Raw genomic sequence first — 17,453 nt, 5'->3', positions numbered from 1 at the left:
CTGCCCTTCGGGTTGCGGCTAAAAAAGCGCCACTCGTCGTTGCTCGTCACTCAGTTAGAACCACTAAATTCATTTCTCGCGCCTAGATTGGCGCTTTTTTAGTCACAACAGAGGCAACCAAATTAGTGTGAACAGGCCCTAATCAAATAGGGCGTGCATGAAAAAAGGGGGGAGCAGGAAGCTCCCCCCCTTTTTTTCATTCGGCATTCCTATTGAGATGTGCAACTTTTTACTGGATTACCAACCCCTCTTCTCCACGCCTAGGCAGTGCCCTTTTTCAAGATCACGGCTGTACGAATAGGATTTCTGCCAAAGCGGGACATCTTCAGAAAATCCTTGTGGGCAATGGGCAGGTGCTGACTGTCGAGACCGCTGGCGCTCTGTTCTTCCGGATCCGGATCGGAATCGTGCACATAGAGGCAATCCTCGTCATAACCACTCATGGTAACCCAGTGGGGTGCCTTGCGACCGTCCATCCGGTAGGTACTGATCAGGATAATGGGCAGGTTGCCTTTTTTGAATTCACTGATCAGGTGACTGTGATGAAAATCACGATAACGGATTTTGATGTGTTCCTTCTTCGCCTGGGCGACAAAATCCTGATGCACCAACTCAATAACCCGTTTCTTGTTCTCGTCACGCACACCGTCCACAAACAGGGTGGTGTCCCGGTTTAACCAGACTTCAACCTCGTAACCGCGCTGGCTGGCGGCGAGGGCCAGCCCGATGGGGTGACAGCCCCCATGTCCCGAAGTCATGAAAATGGTGGTCGCTTCCCGCCAGATCTGCAGCTCCTCATGTTGGGAGGGTTGGTAGTTTTTCGACAGTGCGCGCATCGCCATCATCAGGGCTGCCGGGCCACAGGTGAACGTGGTGGTTTGCTGAATCCAGGGTATGGCGCGATTTTCCGCCACCGGTGGCACCGTGCGAACGCACTTCTGCATGCGCAGGGCGTCGTTATTGTCCTCATAGTAGTTGCGATAGATACCAAACGGCTGGTACCCCATGGATTCGTAGAGGCCGATAGCGGCGGGATTGTCCACGCTTACCTCCAGGCGCAGGAACACCCTGCCCGCCTGTTTGCTGATCTTCTCCCCTTCCAGCATCAATTTTCTGGCCAGGCCAAGACCGCGCAAGTCCGGGTCGATGGCGATGGAATAGAGGCGCGCCAGGGTCGTGCCGCGAAAGAAAATAATCAGGCTGTAGCCGACGACCTGCTCCTCAAGCTCGGCGACGATAAACGCACAGTTATCGGCCTGAATCCAGTGGCGAAAACTGCGTCGACTGAGGCGGTCGGTGGCAAAGCATTTTTTTTCCAGGCGCAGCAGCGAGGTGAGGTCCGAGGGTAACACGTCGCGAATATTCACCCGGCTGATCATTCGGATAGCCCCCGCAGTGCCTGCTGCAACACCTGGCGGGCACGAAAAATCACCGCTTCCCGCCAGCCCGCATTCGCTGGATAGAAATGCCTGCGCATGGCAGCGGCCACCAGGGTTCGGGAAGCGATGGGAGCGTTCAACTGCGTCCATACAGCAGCCTCCTCCTGCAGCACCCCAAACAGTGAAGCCAGTCCCAGGGTGCCGAATTCCAGGGTCACAAAACAGCTTTGCCCATCCATGATGCGATGCCAGGCGTAATCCAGCAGGCCGAATTTCGGCACGGAGCTGGAGGTACCCTCAGCGGGCAGTCCACAACCGGGCCCGTACCAGTTAAAGGCCGTAGCCACCGAGGGGCTGCCCCGGGGGTGGTCACAGATCACCTCACCGTAGCCGTAGGGGCCGAGCCCGGTGTGTACATCCACCACCGCCAGTTGCCGTTCCGGCAGCTCGAAATCACTGATCAGCGTTTCGATCACCCGACGGCTGAAACCGGGGCCCCGGCCCCCGTAAAAAGGCCCGCGGGGATCGCTGTACTGCCCCCCGCTAAAAGCCATCTCAAAATCCCGCTGCCCCAGGTTTGCGGCGCACTCGGCCAACGCCTTGTCTCGCGCCACCTTGTCCGTCATCGCCAACAGCGGCCGCAATTGCTCATACCCGGAGTTGCTGGGCAGCGGCTGGTCGAAATCGATGAAGTTGCGATTGACATCAATACCCTGATCATCGCAGCGCCGACCATTGGCGTAACCCCAGGGATTGAGGCCGTTGATACAAAGCATGGCGGTGTCATCAGGCAAGGCAGCCTGGCCGCCGGCCAGCAGGTTAAACCAGTCCAGCTGTACCGCAGTACCGGCAAAGCCCTCAATCCCGTGGGTTCCACTGATCAGCACCAGTACTTTGCGCGCATCTGCAGGGCCAAGCCAGGCGGTCTGGCACACCAGATCGGCAGCGGAATCCAGGCTGAAATCACGCCTTACAACGGGGATGGCAAGACGGGCCAGGGCATTTGACCAACGCAGGCAACCCTGCTGGTAACTGTCGGCGAATACCTGGGGAGAGAATTGCTGAAAAACGGACGCGACGGGCATACCGGGTTCCTAGAATATTCCCTGATCATAGCCCGATTCAGCTCACCGGGTAAGTGGTGCACCGGGGATAATTTTGGCGATGACAAAAACGAAACCAACCGTTGAACCCTGGCCGGGCTCTTCTGTCAAAAACCTCCCAAGTGTCAGACTTTTGCGGTGGATAGAAAGCCATGTTCGGACGCGCCCTAATATCAATCCTGCTGCTGGCAGGCGCCATGAATGCTCTGGCCACTACTGAAAAAGCCATTTTTGCCGGCGGGTGCTTTTGGTGTATGGAGCCCCCTTTTGACAAGCTCGAAGGCGTCATCACCACTGTCTCCGGGTACACCGGGGGGCAAAAGGAAAACCCCGGTTACCGCGAGGTTTCTGCAGGGGGAACCGGACACCTGGAGGCCATCGAAGTGACCTATGACCCGGACAAGGTCAGTTACGAAACCCTGCTGAGAACATTCTGGACCAATATCGACCCCCTGAATGCCAAGGGACAATTTTGCGACCGGGGCAGTCAGTATTTAACGGCCATTTTTTATCTCGATGAAGCGCAAAAGGACGCTGCCCAAGCGTCGAAGCAGGCGCTGCTGGAAAGCCAGCTGTTTGACAAGACCATTGTCACCCGGATACGCCCGGCCAGCACCTTTTACCCGGCAGAAGAATATCACCAGGACTACTACACCAAGAATCCCCTTAAATACCACTACTACCGCAATGGCTGTGGGCGCGATATCCGACTCAAGCAATTGTGGCGAAAGGTGGAACTGCCTTTTTAGCTACTGAGCGCCAGTTTAGTTAACCACCAGCACATCCCGCTGCAACCGGTGCAGAACGCGCTCTGCGGTATTGCCCAGCAGATGCCCGGAGATTCCCTTGCGCGCCATGCTGCCAATCACCAGCAGGCCAGCCTGATCGGCTTCGTCGGCAATCACTCTCTCCGGATTGCCTTCCAACACCTGCAATTCCTGCGCCTCAATACCCAGCATATCCAACGTCTGCTGTAGCTGATCGATACCGCCCTGCTCAAGCTGCGCAAGCCAATTCATTGAATCCGGCACCCTGGCCTCCAGGGCCATCTTCATACTCGATGCGGGCAACACCGACACCACGTTTAGCGGCACACGAAACAGCTTGGCCATAGCCTGGGCATGGTCGAGAATCCGAGCCGTTAACTGGCGCTGTAATTCATTGGCATCCAGGCAGTCAACGGCCGCGACAACGCTGTGAATTGGGTGTTCAACCGGTGACAGCACCATCACCGGACAGGGAGCCCGGCGCAACAGATTCCAGTCGTCCGGGGTATAGGCCAACCCTTCCATCAGGTGATGAGCCCCCGCTGCCACGACAATGCAGTCGGCGCTGATATGCTCCGCCCAGGTCACGACCCCTTCAGAGGAGCGTTTATTCCACTCCACCCGACAGGACAGATCGTCCGCCAGATCGTACACCAACTGCTCCAACTGCCGCTGGCGCTCCCTGACCAGCTCATCACGGATAGCTGAAAAATTATCCAGGCCGACGTATTTGTTGATTTCTTCAATGGGATCATAGACCGCATGGTAGAGATACAAATGCCCACCCTGGGCATCGGCCATTGCCCGGGCACGGGCCACCAGGTAATGACTTGCCGGGATTTGATCGATTACCAACAACAGGTTTTTCATTGCGTCTCCTCTGCGCCCTGTACGGACAAACCACTGTGGTCAGTATAGACCGCTTAAACAACGCGCTAATTTGACCCATGTCATTTGGCCAACCTGCCCCGCAGGTTAGTGTTAATTCAGCTTAATCGATATTGTGGTCAACATTGGACTATGTACGATAATCCCCTATCCAGCGCGATGTTTCATGTTCGCTCGCCCGTCGAGGCCGAGTTCCTGAAGCCTTTGGTGAACTGCCGACAAGACGCCCTGTTTACCAGGGAAGCGGTGGTGGCTCCCATGGCGCTCAACCTGTTTTTCCCCGCCGTACCTGACCCGGACTACGCCGACCTGATCAACCGGGAGATCAGCCTGTACGCAGAGCGCTTCCACCATCGCAGGGTGACCAAAATCTGGTTCAGGGGCGCACCGTTGGCCGGGATGAAGGCCGGCGAACTGACCGAACTCGCCTTCCACACCAACCTGCTGTTTTCCTCCGAACTCGGCGGTTCAGGAGAATATGGCTTTGAGTGTAAAACCGGGGATATCAATTCAGACAATCTGGCCTTGATGAAGGGGCTGCGCTTCAACCGTATCCTGTTGTGTATCGACGCCGCCATGCCACCGGGAAAACAACCTATTTCGCAACAGCTGGATCTGATCGATGAGTACCGTTTTCAGGAGGTTCGCTATCGCCTCTCGGTGTCCGACGCCGATCCCGACACACTGCGCTGCTGGCTGACGGCACTGCTGCACCACAAACCGGATATGCTCGAAATACAGGGGCTGAACGAGATGGATGGAGCGGTGCCGCTGGGCACTGTTGCCAGGCAAATGATGGAAAACCAGTATCACTTGCTGGGCGATCGTTTTTTTGTTCCCCCGGATCACCCGTTGATGGCGCTGCGGGAGCAGGATAATGTCCAGTACACCCCATGGGGCTTGTGTCGACGCCAGTTGAATGACTGGCTGGGGGTGGGGCTCGGCGCCCTCGGCAAACTGGGCAGGGGCTATTACCAGAATACGGATCAATTGGATCGCTATCGCCAGCAGGTATCCGCAAGCCAGTTACCGGTTTGTTGCAGCGGTGCCTACCCTGACCGCCAGCAGAAACCCCATCCCTGGCAACTGGTTGAGCAACTACTCTGTCTGCACCGGGTTTCCCTGCCCTCTGCAGCGGCCGGACTACAACTGTCCCGGGCTATTCAAGCGGTATTGGATGAGGCTGCCGACAAAGGATGGCTGGCACGGACTGACGGTTGCCTGATCCTCACCGCAACAGGCCTGGACCACATCCATACCCTGTGCCAACAATTGCAGCAATGTTAGCGGCCCCCTTTCTGTCCCGCCGTTAGGGCAAGTAGGATGACCTCACCGGAGAACGCCGATATAATCCCAATCCTTAAGCGGATGAGATTGTTTCCATGGATGCCAAGTGCCCCCACAATACTGAGGTAAGCTGCGGCGACTGCCGCATGAATGCTCTCTGTCTGCCCCTGGCACTGCAAGCCAAGGAGGTGGAACGCCTCGACGAAATCATCCAGCGCGGCAGGCCCTTGCAGCGCGAAAACCACATCTACCACGCCGGTGAAGAATTCCGCTCCGTCTATGCCGTGCGCAGCGGCTCGGTAAAAAGCTACACCGTCAGTAACGATGGCGTCGAGCAGGTGACCGGTTTTCACCTGCCGGGGGAAATTTTCGGCATGGACGGCATCGGCCAGAACCGCTACACCAATTCGGCGGTGGCCATGGAAACGGCCGCTGTCTGCGAAATCCCTTTCAACCGCCTGCAGGAACTCAGTATCGCCATTCCCTCCCTGCAACGGCACTTTTTCCAATTGATGAGCCTGGAAATCACCAACGACCAGCACCTGATCACCCTGCTCAGCAAAAACAGCGCGGAAGAGCGTGTCGCCACCCTGCTGATGAGCATTTCCAACCGCAACCTGCGCCGCAAACTGTCTCCTACCCGTTTCCGCCTGCCCATGTCCCGGGCCGATATCGGCAACTATCTGGGCCTGACCGTGGAAACCGTCAGCCGTGTTTTCGGCCGTTTCCAAAAACAGGATATCCTGCAGGTGGATAAAAAAGAGATTGAAGTGCTGGATCTCGACAAGTTGAAGCAGTTGGCGAACTGAATTATCTGGAATTTTTTCAATAAAAAAGCCGGGCGATTACCCCGGCTTTTTTATGGGGGAAATGGCTCAGAACTTGTAGCCAATGCCCACCATGTAGACCCAGGGGTCAATGTCCACATCGGTTTCAACACGGGTGCCACTATCGAAGCGCATCTTGGCCTTGGTATCAATGTTGATATACCAGACGGAGGCATTCAGCACCCAGTGTTCGTTCAACTGGTAATCCATACCCAATTCAAATGCCAGCCCCAGGGAGTCATCCAGATTCAGGTCGCCGCCGGTTTCACCCAGAGCGGTTTCCAGGTCACCATCCACATCCTCTTCGAAGAATTTGGTGTAGTTAATTCCCACCCCGGCGTAGGGCTGGAATTTGGAGCTCGGCTCCAGCGGGAAATACTGCACGGTCAGGGTCGGCGGCAGCTGTTTGGTTGAACCGGCATCATAAGCTCCCAGGCCACCCAGATCCGCCTTGATGTCGTGTTCAAAGGGGGTAGAAGCCAGCAGGCCAACAGCAACGTGATCGGTCAGCATATAGGTGAACGTCAGGCCGAGTTGGGTATCATCATCAACCTCTGCCTCACTGCCGGCGACCGCGCCGAGCCCGCTGTGCTTAATCGCGTTGCTGTCATCGTTCGGATCGACAGTGGCCGCACCGGCACGAACAATAAAATCGCCCGCCTGGTATGCCATCGCACCCGACGCGCCCACCAACAGGGCACCTGCCATAACTGCATTGATTGCCAGTGATAACGCTTTTTGTTTTTTCATTTACTTTCTCCACGGGGGTAGTACCTAAACACGGGAGTAGTACACCAGTTTAGGTATTACCCGAACTTGATCTGGATTAAGTAAATAGCACTGCTCAATTGCGCTAGATCAATTGACGGTAATGGTCACGGGCTCAGAGAGTACCGGCGGGTTGTGGGGAATATGCTGGTGGTCGCCCAACAGCAATTGCAGGCTGTGCTGGCCCGGCGCCAACTCGATAGTGACTTCCGTCTGGCCACCGCCGAAATGGCGGTGATGTTCATCCGCCGGGATGGGGCTGCTCATATCGGGCAGCTCCTTGACGTCAATCAGCAGGTGATGGTGACCGGTTTTTTCTTTCTCGGTACCGGCCGGGGCAACGCCAATACCAGTCAGACCAAATTGTACGGTGACCGGGCTGGTCACTGTGGCGCCCTCCGCCGGGGAAATAATATAGGCCCTGGCACCTTCGGGAGCCGGCGTTTCACCGGCCCACAGCAGCGGGGTCAAGGCCAGTGCGGCTGTCGCCATCATCAGTTTTGCAAATTTCATCTTTCACCTCGTTATCTCAATTGTTGGTTGTTATGGAATACCGGCGTGTCACCTGGAGTTCTCACCGGCATTGGGGAGAAATCATTTTCGGATTATTTACCACCGCCCATACACTTGGGTGAAGCCGGAGCGGACTGCACAGTCTCCCACTCGTCTGGGGCGTAGGTGTGCATGGCCAGTGCATGAACGCCCTGCTCCCGTTCATGGTTCAAAAGACTGTAGACCAACTGGTGGCGCTGCACCGGTCGTTTGCCCCGGAATGCCTCGGAAACGATCACCAGTTTAAAGTGCGTTTCGGAATTGGCGGGCACCGAGTGCATATGGCTCTCATTGATCACTTCAAGGTGTGACGGCGACAGCGCCTCACGCAACCTGCTTTCTATGGTCTGTTGTACGCTCACATCCACCTCCACTTCCGGGTTAGCCACCAACCAGGCTGATCATAACACCTGCGGCCACCGCAGAGCCGATCACCCCCGCCACATTTGGCCCCATGGCATGCATTAACAGGTAATTGTGCGGGTCTGCCTGCAACCCCAGCTTGTTGGAAACCCGTGCCGCCATGGGTACCGCCGAGACCCCCGCCGAGCCGATCAACGGGTTGATGGGATGCCGGCTCAACAGGTTCATCAGTTTGGCCATCAACACACCGGCGGCAGTGCCAATGGCAAAGGCAATAATCCCCAACAGCAAAATGCCGAGGGTTTCGCCGTTGAGGAATTTGTCCGCGCTCATTTTTGACCCCACACCGAGCCCCAAAAAAATGGTCACTGTATTGATCAGGGCATTCTGGGCGGTATCACTGAGCCTGGCGACGACGCCGCATTCCCGCATCAGGTTGCCCAGACAGAACATGCCGAGCAGCGGTGCTGCGGTGGGGAGCAGCAGCGCCACCAGCAGCAACAGGGTCAGCGGGAAAATGATCTTTTCCGTTCGAGAGACCGACCGCAGCTGCTCCATGCGAATGGCGCGCTCCTTCGCCGTGGTGAGCAACCTCATGATCGGCGGCTGGATAATGGGCACCAGTGCCATATAGGAATAGGCCGCCACGGCAATGGCACCCAGCAGGTCCGGCGATAGCAGGCTGGTGACGTAGATGGCGGTGGGGCCATCGGCGCCACCAATAATGCCAATGGCGGCGGCGTCGCGAATGCTGAAATCGAGAATGCCGAAATGACTGAGGCCGATGGCGCCCAGCACCGTTGCAAAAATGCCAAATTGTGCCGCCGCCCCGAGCAGCAGGGTTTTCGGATTGCCCAACATGGGGCCAAAGTCGGTCATGGCCCCCACCCCCATGAAAACCAGCAGCGGGAAAATTCCCGAGGCAATGCCCACCTGGTAGATGTAGTACAGCAGGCCACCCGGTTGCTGGAGATGGCCGAGGGCGTCGTAGATTGGCGCCGCGTCAAACCCGGCACCGGGAATATTCACCAGCACCGTGCCAAAACCGATGGGCACCAATAACAGGGGTTCAAAGCCGCGGCGAATGGCCAGGTAGAGCAACAACAGGCCGATTGCCATCATGCTCGCCTGACCAGCCGTCATCTGGCTTAAACCGGAGCTGAGCCACAGGCTCATCAGTTTGTCCATGCTGGCCACCCCTGCCCGCCATTCACCCTGTCGATTCCATCCCGCATCGCCGACACCTGTTAGCGGATGGTCAACAGCGTTGCGCCGACGGCGACGCCATCGCCCGCCTTGACCAGGATATCGGCGATGCGCCCCGAACAGGACGCGCTGACCGCCGTTTCCATCTTCATGGCCTCGAGAATTAACAGCGGCTCACCGCTGGCCACCTGCTGCCCGGGTTTCACCAACAGGCGGATAATGGTGCCCGCCAAGGGCGCCTTGACAGATTCCGCAGGGATGTCATCAGCAGGGGTGGCCCGAGCGCCCACCGGGACGATCCCGCTAATATCACCGCCGCTGGCCACCATCACGGTGTAACGTTTACCTTCCACGGTCACCGTGTAGACGGCCTCCCCTTCAGGTGTCGTTGGCACAGCTGCCGCTTGCGCCGACAGTGGCGATTCGAAGGCCCCGGGGTCAGCGCGGTTGTGCAAAAACTTCAGGCCCGCCTGGGGGAACAGCGCATAGGTCAGTACGTCCTCCACCCGCCCCTCGCCCGCGCCGAGGCTGAAGCCCTGTTGCTGTGACAAGCTGACCAGCTCTTCTCTGAGCGCGTCCAGCTCGGGGGCCAATAAATCCGCCGGCCGGCAGCTGATCGGCTCGGCGCCCTCCAGCACCCGCCGTTGCAACGCCGCATTCACCGGAGCGGGCGTCGCACCGTACTCGCCCCTCAGCACCGCACCGGTCTCCCTGGAGATGGTTTTGTAGCGCTCACCACTCAAGACATTGATGACCGCCTGGCTGCCGACAATCTGGGAGGTGGGGGTCACCAAAGGAATGTAGCCGAGATCCTGGCGCACCCGTGGTATTTCTGCCAGCACCTCGTCAAAACGGTCGCCAGCACCCTGTTCGCGCAACTGGCTCTCCATGTTGGTCAACATGCCACCGGGTACCTGCGCCACCAGGATGCGCGAGTCCACCCCGCGCAAGGAGCCCTCATAGGCGGCGTATTTTTTACGCACCTCCCGGAAATAGGCGGCAATCTCTTCCAGCAGGTGGATATCCAGCCCGGTTTGACGGCGCGTGCCATTGAAGATTTCGACAATGGCTTCGGTGGGCGAATGGCTGTAGGTCATCGACATGGATGAGATAGCAGTGTCGACATTGTCCACCCCCGCTTCCACACATTTGACGATGGTCGCCGTGGACATGCCGGTGGTGGCGTGACAGTGCAGGTGAATGGGAATATCGCAGGCCTGTTTCAGGCGGGTGACCAGTTGCAGCCCCACATAGGGTTTCAGCAGCCCCGCCATGTCCTTGATACAGATGGAATCGGCACCCATATCTTCAATGGCGCGCCCGAGATCCACCCAACGGTCGATGGTATGCACCGGGCTGACCGTATAGGCAATAGCCCCCTGGGCGTGACAACCCTGCTTTTTGACCGCTTGCAGGGCAGTGTCGAGATTGCGCAGGTCATTCATGGCGTCGAACACCCGAAAGACATCGATGCCATTGGCGGCCGCCCGCTCGACGAATCGCTCCACCACATCATCCGCGTAGTGGCGATAGCCGAGCAGATTCTGGCCGCGCAACAGCATCTGCTGGGGCGTATTCGGCATCGCCTTTTTCAGCTCCCGGAGGCGCTCCCAGGGATCTTCGCCGAGATAGCGGATACAGGCGTCAAAGGTCGCGCCGCCCCAGGTTTCCAGCGACCAGTAGCCCACCTGATCGAGTTTGGCGGCGATTGGCAGCATATCGTCGAGACGCAAACGGGTGGCAAACAGCGACTGATGCGCGTCCCGTAAAACAACTTCTGTAATACCCAAGGGTTTTGCTTGTTCGGACATGAATAGCGTCGTCCTTATTATGTGTTCACTCGCCGCCTGGCAAGCCCGCCTCAGTGGCGCTTGAGATGCTGATCAATCGCCTGCTGCAAGATGGCCAGCAGGTGTTCATCCACCGGAGCGACCGGGCTTTCCTGCTGGCCAGGCGACAGCGCTGCCTTCTCCGGAAAGCAGCGCGTGATCAATGCCGACATCAGTATGGTGACGGCGACCAGCAGCACCAGAAAGACAAATACAGTACCCATGCCGTAAATCATCAAGTCCAGGCCCTGCTGCAGTAATGGGTTGTTCATAACGCACCGCTGTGTTGACGACGACCCCAGGCGAACCGGCAATGGGGGTATAGCAACTGACTATACTGGCCGCACCGGCATCCATCAATATCCCCACAACGCTGGCTTTTTGCAGTCGGGAGACTACAATCCCGCTTTCTCTTGAAATGATCGCACCCAATCCGCTTATGAGTATCAAAACCCTGCTTGAACAACGGGTCCTGGCCGCCATGGCGGCAGCGGGCGCCCCCCAAGACTGCCCTGCCCATGTCACCTCCAGTACCCGCCCCGAGTTCGGCGACTTTCAGGCCAACGGTGCCATGGCAGCAGCCAAGCAACTGAAAACCAATCCCCGAGAGCTGGCCGGGCGCATCATCGAGCAGCTGGATCTGGCGGACATCGCCAGCCATGTTGAGATTGCCGGACCGGGTTTTATCAACATCCAACTCGCCAATGAGTTTGTCGCCCGGCAGTTACAGGCATTGTGCGAGGATGAAAAACTGGGGGCCGAAATTCCCGTCTCTCAAACCGTGGTGGTGGATTACTCGTCACCCAACCTGGCCAAGGAAATGCACGTCGGCCACCTGCGCAGCACCATCATCGGCGATGCCGTAGCGCGCACCCTGGAATTTCTCGGCCACGATGTCATCCGCCAGAACCACATGGGGGACTGGGGCACCCAGTTCGGCATGCTGATCGCCGAGCTGGAAGAGCACCTCGGTGAAGGTGAGCGACCGGAGCTGGCACTGGGCGACCTGGAACTGTTCTACCAACAGGCCAAGAAGCATTTTGATGCGGATGCGGCCTTTGCCGATAAAGCCCGCCAGTACGTGGTGAAACTGCAGTCCGGCGACGAGCACTGCCGCAAACTGTGGCAGCAATTTATCGACATTTCCGTGGCCCACAGTGAAGCGGTATACCTGAACCTCAACGTCACCCTGAAACACGGCGATATCCGGCCGGAAAGCGCCTACAACGACGATCTGGCCAAGGTCATCCAAGATCTCCAGCGGCAACAACTGGCCGTGGAAGACCAGGGCGCACAGGTGGTGTTTCTGGAAGAGCTGGCCGACAAACAGGGCAACCCCAGCCCGGTGATTGTGCAGAAATCTGGTGGCGGTTATCTCTATGCCACCACCGACCTCGCCGCCCTGCGCTACCGCAGTCATCAGTTAAACGCCGATCGCATCCTCTACTTCATCGATGCCCGCCAGTCGCTGCACATGAAACAGGTATTCGCCCTGGCCAGGAAGGCGGGCTTTGTCAGCGCATCGGTGTCACTGGAACACCACCCTTTTGGCACCATGATGGGCAAGGACGGCAAACCCTTCAAAACCCGCAGCGGCGGCACCGTCAAACTGACGGATCTGCTCCAGGAAGGGGTGGAACGGGCCTGCGCACTGGTCCGGGGTAAAAACCCCGAACTGGATATCGACGAGGTGGCCGCCATCGGCAGGAAGGTGGGCATCGGCGCGGTGAAATACGCCGACCTCAGCAAGACCCGCACCAATGACTACATCTTCGACTGGGAGGCGATGCTGAGTTTTGAGGGCAATACCGCGCCCTACCTGCAGTACGCCTATACCCGCATCCGCAGTATTTTCCGCCGGGCGGGCATCGACTTCGATGCCCCCAGCGGCACCCTCCGCATTGAAACGGCCCAGGAAAAGGCGCTGGCCATGCAATTGCTGCAATTTGGCCAGGTGCTGGACCTGCTGGCACGGGAAGCCAACCCCCATGTGCTGTGCAACTACCTGTATGAGCTGGCCAGCCATTTTATGGCCTTTTACGAACACTGCCCGATCCTTAAGGACGAGGTGCCCCAGGCAACCCGTATCAGCCGCCTGGGACTCGCCCGTTTGAGCGCCAAAGTTCTGGCCAGGGGCCTGGATTTGCTGGGCATTGAGGTCATGGAACAGATGTAGTCCTGACCAAGCTGGGGGGAAATGTTCGCCGAACGGACTTTGACGAGCCAAAGAGGCGGACTACTCTTTAGTTCATGAACATCAAAACAGGCACATCACTCAAAAAAGCCGGGGTGGAGCATCACTACTCCGGCACGGATTTCTGGATCAAGCTCAAACACGCCGCCACCGCCGCGGGCAGGGAGCTGGTGGAGAAAAGCCTGTGGCTGTACTACGCCTCCCGCAGGCCCGATACGCCCGCCTGGGCCAAGGCCGCGGTGTATAGCGCCCTCGCCTACTTTATCCTGCCGACGGACACCATTCCGGATTTCATCCCGGGGACCGGTTATACCGATGATCTGGCTGCCATCCTGGCGGCGGTCGCCACCATCGCCAATTACATTGACGACGATGTCAAACTGCGCGCCGGCACACGCCTCAACCACTGGTTTGGCGGCGATCAGGACAGCTGAGTCACATCAGTTTCCCGACAACACGTGAAGCTTCACCAACCGGTCGAACTCCTCACCACTGAGAATATTTTGCGCCACCAGCACCTGACGGATTGTCTGGTTGTGTTGCTGGGCATACTTGGCGATCTCCGCAGCCTTGTCGTAACCCAACTGTGGCGTCAGCGCCGTGACAATCATCAGGGAACGCTCGACATTGGTGGCCAGCTGTTCGCTGTTGCATTCCAGCCCACTGACGCAATCCCGGACAAAATGGGTCATGCCGTCGGCCAGTAACTCTATGGCTGACAGCAGGTTATAAATGATCAGCGGCTTGAACACATTCAACTGCAAGTGGCCCTGGGAACAGGCCGAGGCAATCGCCGCATCGAAACCCAGAACCTGCACGGCAATCATGGTGATCGACTCAATTTGGGTGGGGTTCACCTTGCCCGGCATGATCGAGCTGCCCGGCTCATTGGCCGGCAACTGGATCTCACCCAGGCCCGCCCGGGGGCCGCTGGCCAGCATGCGCAGATTGTTGCCCATCACCAGCAGGTCCGACGCGAGCTGGCGCAACGCGCCACTGGCCGCTAACAGTGGGCCGTGACTGGACAATGCTGTGAATTTATTGGGAGCCAAGCTGAGCGGCAGGCCGGTCAAGGTACGCAGTTGCGCAATCACCGAAACCTGCCAACCCGGCGGGGTATTCAAACCGGTACCGACGGCGGTGCCGCCTATCGCCAGGGGGTAGAGCCCCTCCATGGCGAGCCGTAACTGAGCCGTGCTGATGTCCAGCTGGGCGACATAACCACTGAACTCCTGTCCCAGGGTCATGGGTGCGGCGTCCATCAGGTGGGTTCTACCGACCTTCCAGCTGCCGGCAAAGGCGCTGGATTTGTCCTGCAGCGCTGTTCTGAGTTGCCCGACAGCGGGTAGCAGCTGCCGCTCCATGGCCACCAACGCCGCCAGATGCATGGCCGTGGGAAAGACGTCGTTGGAAGATTGTGAGCGATTGACATGATCGTTGGGGTGTACCGGCTGTTTGTCGCCGCGCCGGCCGCCGGCTATTTCATTGGCGCGGTTGGCAATCACCTCGTTCACATTCATGTTGCTCTGGGTGCCGCTGCCACTCTACCACACCGGCAGGGGAAACTGCTTGTCGTGCTGGCGGGCCAGTACTTCATCACAGGCCTGGACAATGAGGTTTTTCAGGGCAGTATCCAGCTCACCCAACTCCCCATTGGCCAGGGCCGCCGCTTTCTTGATCGTCGCCAGCGCTTCGATGACACCCCAGGGCATACCGTACCCCAGGTGGGGGAAATTCTCACTGGCGCGCTGGGTCTGGGCACCCCAAAGGGCGTGCTCGGGGACTTTCACGCTACCCAGGGAATCATTTTCGCTGCGGTATTTCATGACGCTCACCTATTGGAATATGGAGGTCTACCTTTCGCGGCTCCTCTCTATAGTTCTAAGCCATACAGAGCCCAGTGCCGGAATTTCGGCAACATAGATTCTCCCGGCTAAAGCCGGGGTTCTATGGTGCTTCGACCCTCTGCGGGTCGAAGCAAATCTCAAAACTACGTAATGAGATTTGCAGATGGCATTCATCCACGGGTAAACCCGTGGTGTTCCGTCGCTACGGGACTTCGCCATAAAAGGGGAACGAAATCTGCCAATTCCACTTCCCCCGCCATCTCACCTGTCAGCGGCTTTTCAGGTAGTTCAACATGGTATCCGCGTCAGACACTTCAAAGGGGTCAGTTTGACAGTTGTCCTCGAACCCCGGCTCGACGAAAAACTGCTTGATCTCGCCATCCTGAACATACATGGAATAACGCCAGCTGCGCTGACCGAAACCAAGGTTGTGCTTATCCACCAGCATGCCCATTTTGCGGGTGAACTCGGCGTTGCCATCCGGCAACAGGAACACGTTCCTGGCATTTTGGCTTTTGCCCCACTGGAACATCACAAACGCATCGTTCACCGACACACAGACCACCGCATCGACCCCCTGCGCCTTGAATTCCTCGTAGAGTTCTTCATACCGAGGCAGGTGTGAAGTGGAGCAGGTGGGGGTAAAGGCACCGGGCAGTGAGAACACCACCACATTTTTGCCCTTAAAGATGTCATCGCTGCTCAGGTCTTTCCACTCAAAGGGATTCGGGCCGCCCAGGGCTTCATTGCGGACACGGGTTTTGAAAACGACGTTGGGAACACGGTTTTGCATATCATCTCTCCATAGTTGATCAAATGGGCCTTGCTTGCCAGTTGTGGGCTACAGCCAACTCTTTTGTTGCAGTGAATATTAATCAAGATTAGTAGATTGCAAAAATTAATTATTCATATCGAATAGATAGTTTTTTATATCGGCCGTTAACAACAAGGGGCTAACCATGCCCACTGCAAGCCGTTCAACTGCCAACCCCCTCAGCATGGGGTATTGGAACCGTTGTCTGTTATACATTGCGCTTTAACTCCCTCGCTGGAGAGAATGCAGATAACGCCGGTACCGCTCTGCCATTGCCGGGTCAAAACAACAGAAAATCACCTGTTGCAACCTGGCATTGTTTCCCAGGGCGGCCCGCACTGCCTCAATGGCGACGGGCACAGCCAGCTCGGCGGGATAACCGTAGACGCCGCAACTGATGGCGGGAAAGGCGATGCTGTTGATGCCCAGCTGCTGGGCCAGTGCCATGGCGCGGCGGTAACAGCTGGCGAGCTGTTGCGGCTCCCCCCGATCGCCGCCGTGCCAGACCGGCCCCACCGCGTGAAAAATATATTGCGCCGGGAGGTTGAAGCCCGGAGTCACCTTGACCTGCCCGGTGGGACAAGCGCCCAACTTGCGACAGGCATCCTGGAGCTGCCGGTAGCCCGCCGCCCGGTGAATGGCGCCATCGACACCACCGCCGCCGGCCAGCTGGCTATTGGCGGCATTGACCACAGCCGCCACGGGGAGGGTCGCAATATCGCCAATCACCACTTCTATGGGATCCATTAAATTGCCCCCGGCTAAACTGGCGAGCGCCCCGCCTTGATATGGACATCCCGCTGCGGGAACGGAATGGTAATGCCCTCGCGGTCAAAGGCCAGTTTGAGTTCCTCTATGGTGCCAAAATAGACTTCCCAGTAATCCTTTGACGCACACCAGGGACGCACCAGCAGATTGATGGCACTTTCCCCATGGGCACTGACAAAGATATCGGCGGGCGGTGTAGAAAACACCTTGGGGTTGGCATCCAGCACCTGGCGAATGACCTGCCTGGCCTTGAGAATATCGTCCTCGTAACTGATGCTGAAGGTCATATCCACCCGGCGGGTCGGTTCAGCAAAGATGTTTTTAAGGCAGCCGTTGGAAAGGATACCGTTGGGGATCACCACCACTTCGTTGTCGCGGGTTTTCAGGATGGTGTTGAAAATCTGGATTTCTTCCACCACGCCCCGGTAGCCCTGGGCCTCGATCTCGTCCCCCGCCTTGAAGGGTTTAAAGAACAGGATCAACACACCACCGGCGAAATTGGCCAGGCTGCCCTGCAGAGCCAGTCCGACGGCCAGTCCCGCCGCACCCAGCAGGGCAATCAGCGAAGCTGTCTCGACGCCCACCATGGAGGCGATAATGACCAGCAACACGCCTTTCAGCAGAATATTGGTAAAACTGTGCAAAAAGGTTCTCAGGGTCTTCTCCGCATGGCTTCTGGCCAGCCCCCTGTCGAGAAAATAAAGCGCCCTGCCGATCAGCCACCAGCCGCCCAGCAATACCAACAACGCCAGCAGCAGCTTGCCGCCATAGGCCATCAGCAAAGCCGTCGCACCATCCATGAGTGTCTGCTGTTTTTCCATAATAAAGTCCTCATTTTTTAATTTATTGTGCGCCGCAAAA

The 17,453-nt window shown here is 57.6% G+C and carries 18 protein-coding genes and 1 pseudogene; 5 read left to right on the top strand and 14 right to left on the bottom strand.

What is annotated here, in order from left to right; translation table 11 throughout:
- Positions 1-260: 260 nt before the first annotated feature.
- Together ABY948_RS01800 and ABY948_RS01795 are read right to left on the bottom strand one after the other, a co-directional pair.
- Positions 261-1,379, bottom strand: coding sequence for a peptidase C39 family protein (locus ABY948_RS01800; protein ID WP_461480793.1), 1,119 nt, complete (start codon positions 1,377-1,379; stop codon positions 261-263).
- Positions 1,376-2,464, bottom strand: coding sequence for a DUF2817 domain-containing protein (locus ABY948_RS01795; protein ID WP_461480792.1), 1,089 nt, complete (start codon positions 2,462-2,464; stop codon positions 1,376-1,378). The genes ABY948_RS01800 and ABY948_RS01795 overlap by 4 nt, the downstream gene beginning before the upstream one ends.
- A 170-nt stretch (positions 2,465-2,634) precedes the next feature.
- Here ABY948_RS01795 and msrA point away from each other — a divergent pair, with 170 nt between their 5' ends.
- A complete protein-coding gene (gene msrA / locus ABY948_RS01790; RefSeq protein ID WP_461480791.1) occupies positions 2,635-3,231 on the top strand; it encodes a peptide-methionine (S)-S-oxide reductase MsrA in 597 nt (198 codons plus the stop codon).
- A gap of 15 nt (positions 3,232-3,246) precedes the next feature.
- Here msrA and ABY948_RS01785 read toward each other — a convergent pair whose 3' ends face one another.
- Positions 3,247-4,119, bottom strand: a complete 873-nt coding sequence (locus tag ABY948_RS01785; RefSeq protein WP_461480790.1) for a universal stress protein — start codon at positions 4,117-4,119, stop codon at positions 3,247-3,249.
- 150 nt (positions 4,120-4,269) lie between these two features.
- On the opposite strand from ABY948_RS01785, the gene ABY948_RS01780 reads away from it, so the two are divergent.
- Both ABY948_RS01780 and fnr read left to right on the top strand, forming a co-directional pair.
- On the top strand, positions 4,270-5,424 hold the full coding sequence (locus ABY948_RS01780) for a hypothetical protein (protein ID WP_461480789.1): 1,155 nt from the start codon (positions 4,270-4,272) through the stop codon (positions 5,422-5,424).
- 95 nt (positions 5,425-5,519) lie between these two features.
- The gene (gene fnr, locus ABY948_RS01775) at positions 5,520-6,233 is read left to right on the top strand and encodes a fumarate/nitrate reduction transcriptional regulator Fnr (RefSeq protein ID WP_461480788.1); all 714 of its coding nucleotides are present in this window, start codon (positions 5,520-5,522) and stop codon (positions 6,231-6,233) included.
- A gap of 66 nt (positions 6,234-6,299) precedes the next feature.
- Here fnr and ABY948_RS01770 read toward each other — a convergent pair whose 3' ends face one another.
- The 6 genes from ABY948_RS01770 to ABY948_RS01745 form a co-directional block, all read right to left on the bottom strand.
- Positions 6,300-7,001 (bottom strand): OmpW/AlkL family protein, encoded by a 702-nt coding sequence (locus ABY948_RS01770; RefSeq protein ID WP_461480787.1) that lies wholly within the window; start codon positions 6,999-7,001, stop codon positions 6,300-6,302.
- 108 nt (positions 7,002-7,109) lie between these two features.
- Positions 7,110-7,532, bottom strand: coding sequence for a DUF4399 domain-containing protein (locus ABY948_RS01765; RefSeq protein ID WP_461480786.1), 423 nt, complete (start codon positions 7,530-7,532; stop codon positions 7,110-7,112).
- Positions 7,533-7,624: 92 nt separating this feature from the next.
- Positions 7,625-7,933 (bottom strand): BolA family protein, encoded by a 309-nt coding sequence (locus ABY948_RS01760; RefSeq protein ID WP_461480785.1) that lies wholly within the window; start codon positions 7,931-7,933, stop codon positions 7,625-7,627.
- A 19-nt stretch (positions 7,934-7,952) separates the two neighbouring features.
- Entirely contained in the window at positions 7,953-9,122 is a 1,170-nt protein-coding gene (locus ABY948_RS01755) for a sodium ion-translocating decarboxylase subunit beta (RefSeq protein WP_461480784.1), read from the bottom strand.
- Positions 9,123-9,181: 59 nt separating this feature from the next.
- The gene (gene oadA / locus ABY948_RS01750; RefSeq protein ID WP_461480783.1) at positions 9,182-10,951 is read right to left on the bottom strand and encodes a sodium-extruding oxaloacetate decarboxylase subunit alpha; all 1,770 of its coding nucleotides are present in this window, start codon (positions 10,949-10,951) and stop codon (positions 9,182-9,184) included.
- Between the two features lie 50 nt (positions 10,952-11,001).
- Positions 11,002-11,241, bottom strand: a complete 240-nt coding sequence (locus ABY948_RS01745; protein ID WP_461480782.1) for an OadG family protein — start codon at positions 11,239-11,241, stop codon at positions 11,002-11,004.
- Positions 11,242-11,408: 167 nt separating this feature from the next.
- Here ABY948_RS01745 and argS point away from each other — a divergent pair, with 167 nt between their 5' ends.
- Together argS and ABY948_RS01735 are read left to right on the top strand one after the other, a co-directional pair.
- Positions 11,409-13,145, top strand: coding sequence for an arginine--tRNA ligase (gene argS / locus ABY948_RS01740; RefSeq protein ID WP_461480781.1), 1,737 nt, complete (start codon positions 11,409-11,411; stop codon positions 13,143-13,145).
- Positions 13,146-13,219: 74 nt separating this feature from the next.
- Complete coding sequence (locus tag ABY948_RS01735; RefSeq protein WP_461480780.1) at positions 13,220-13,597, top strand: YkvA family protein; 378 nt, start codon at positions 13,220-13,222, stop codon at positions 13,595-13,597.
- 6 nt (positions 13,598-13,603) lie between these two features.
- Here ABY948_RS01735 and ABY948_RS01730 read toward each other — a convergent pair whose 3' ends face one another.
- The 5 genes and pseudogenes from ABY948_RS01730 to ABY948_RS01710 all read right to left on the bottom strand — a co-directional run bounded on the left by ABY948_RS01730 (position 13,604) and on the right by ABY948_RS01710 (position 17,413).
- Positions 13,604-13,774 (bottom strand): hypothetical protein, encoded by a 171-nt coding sequence (locus ABY948_RS01730; RefSeq protein WP_461480794.1) that lies wholly within the window; start codon positions 13,772-13,774, stop codon positions 13,604-13,606.
- A 204-nt stretch (positions 13,775-13,978) separates the two neighbouring features.
- A pseudogene (locus ABY948_RS01725) lies at positions 13,979-14,989 on the bottom strand (lyase family protein); the annotation flags it as partial.
- 289 nt (positions 14,990-15,278) lie between these two features.
- Positions 15,279-15,803, bottom strand: a complete 525-nt coding sequence (locus ABY948_RS01720) for a redoxin family protein (RefSeq protein WP_461480779.1) — start codon at positions 15,801-15,803, stop codon at positions 15,279-15,281.
- A 243-nt stretch (positions 15,804-16,046) separates the two neighbouring features.
- A complete protein-coding gene (locus ABY948_RS01715; protein ID WP_461480778.1) occupies positions 16,047-16,571 on the bottom strand; it encodes an O-acetyl-ADP-ribose deacetylase in 525 nt (174 codons plus the stop codon).
- A gap of 14 nt (positions 16,572-16,585) precedes the next feature.
- Positions 16,586-17,413 (bottom strand): mechanosensitive ion channel family protein, encoded by an 828-nt coding sequence (locus ABY948_RS01710; protein ID WP_461480777.1) that lies wholly within the window; start codon positions 17,411-17,413, stop codon positions 16,586-16,588.
- Positions 17,414-17,453: the final 40 nt, after the last annotated feature.

This window comes from Porticoccus sp. (assembly GCF_041592135.1).
Lineage (GTDB): Bacteria > Pseudomonadota > Gammaproteobacteria > Pseudomonadales > Porticoccaceae > Porticoccus.
Note: the sequence above shows the minus strand (reverse complement) of the source record. Positions and strands in the feature narration are given on the sequence as shown.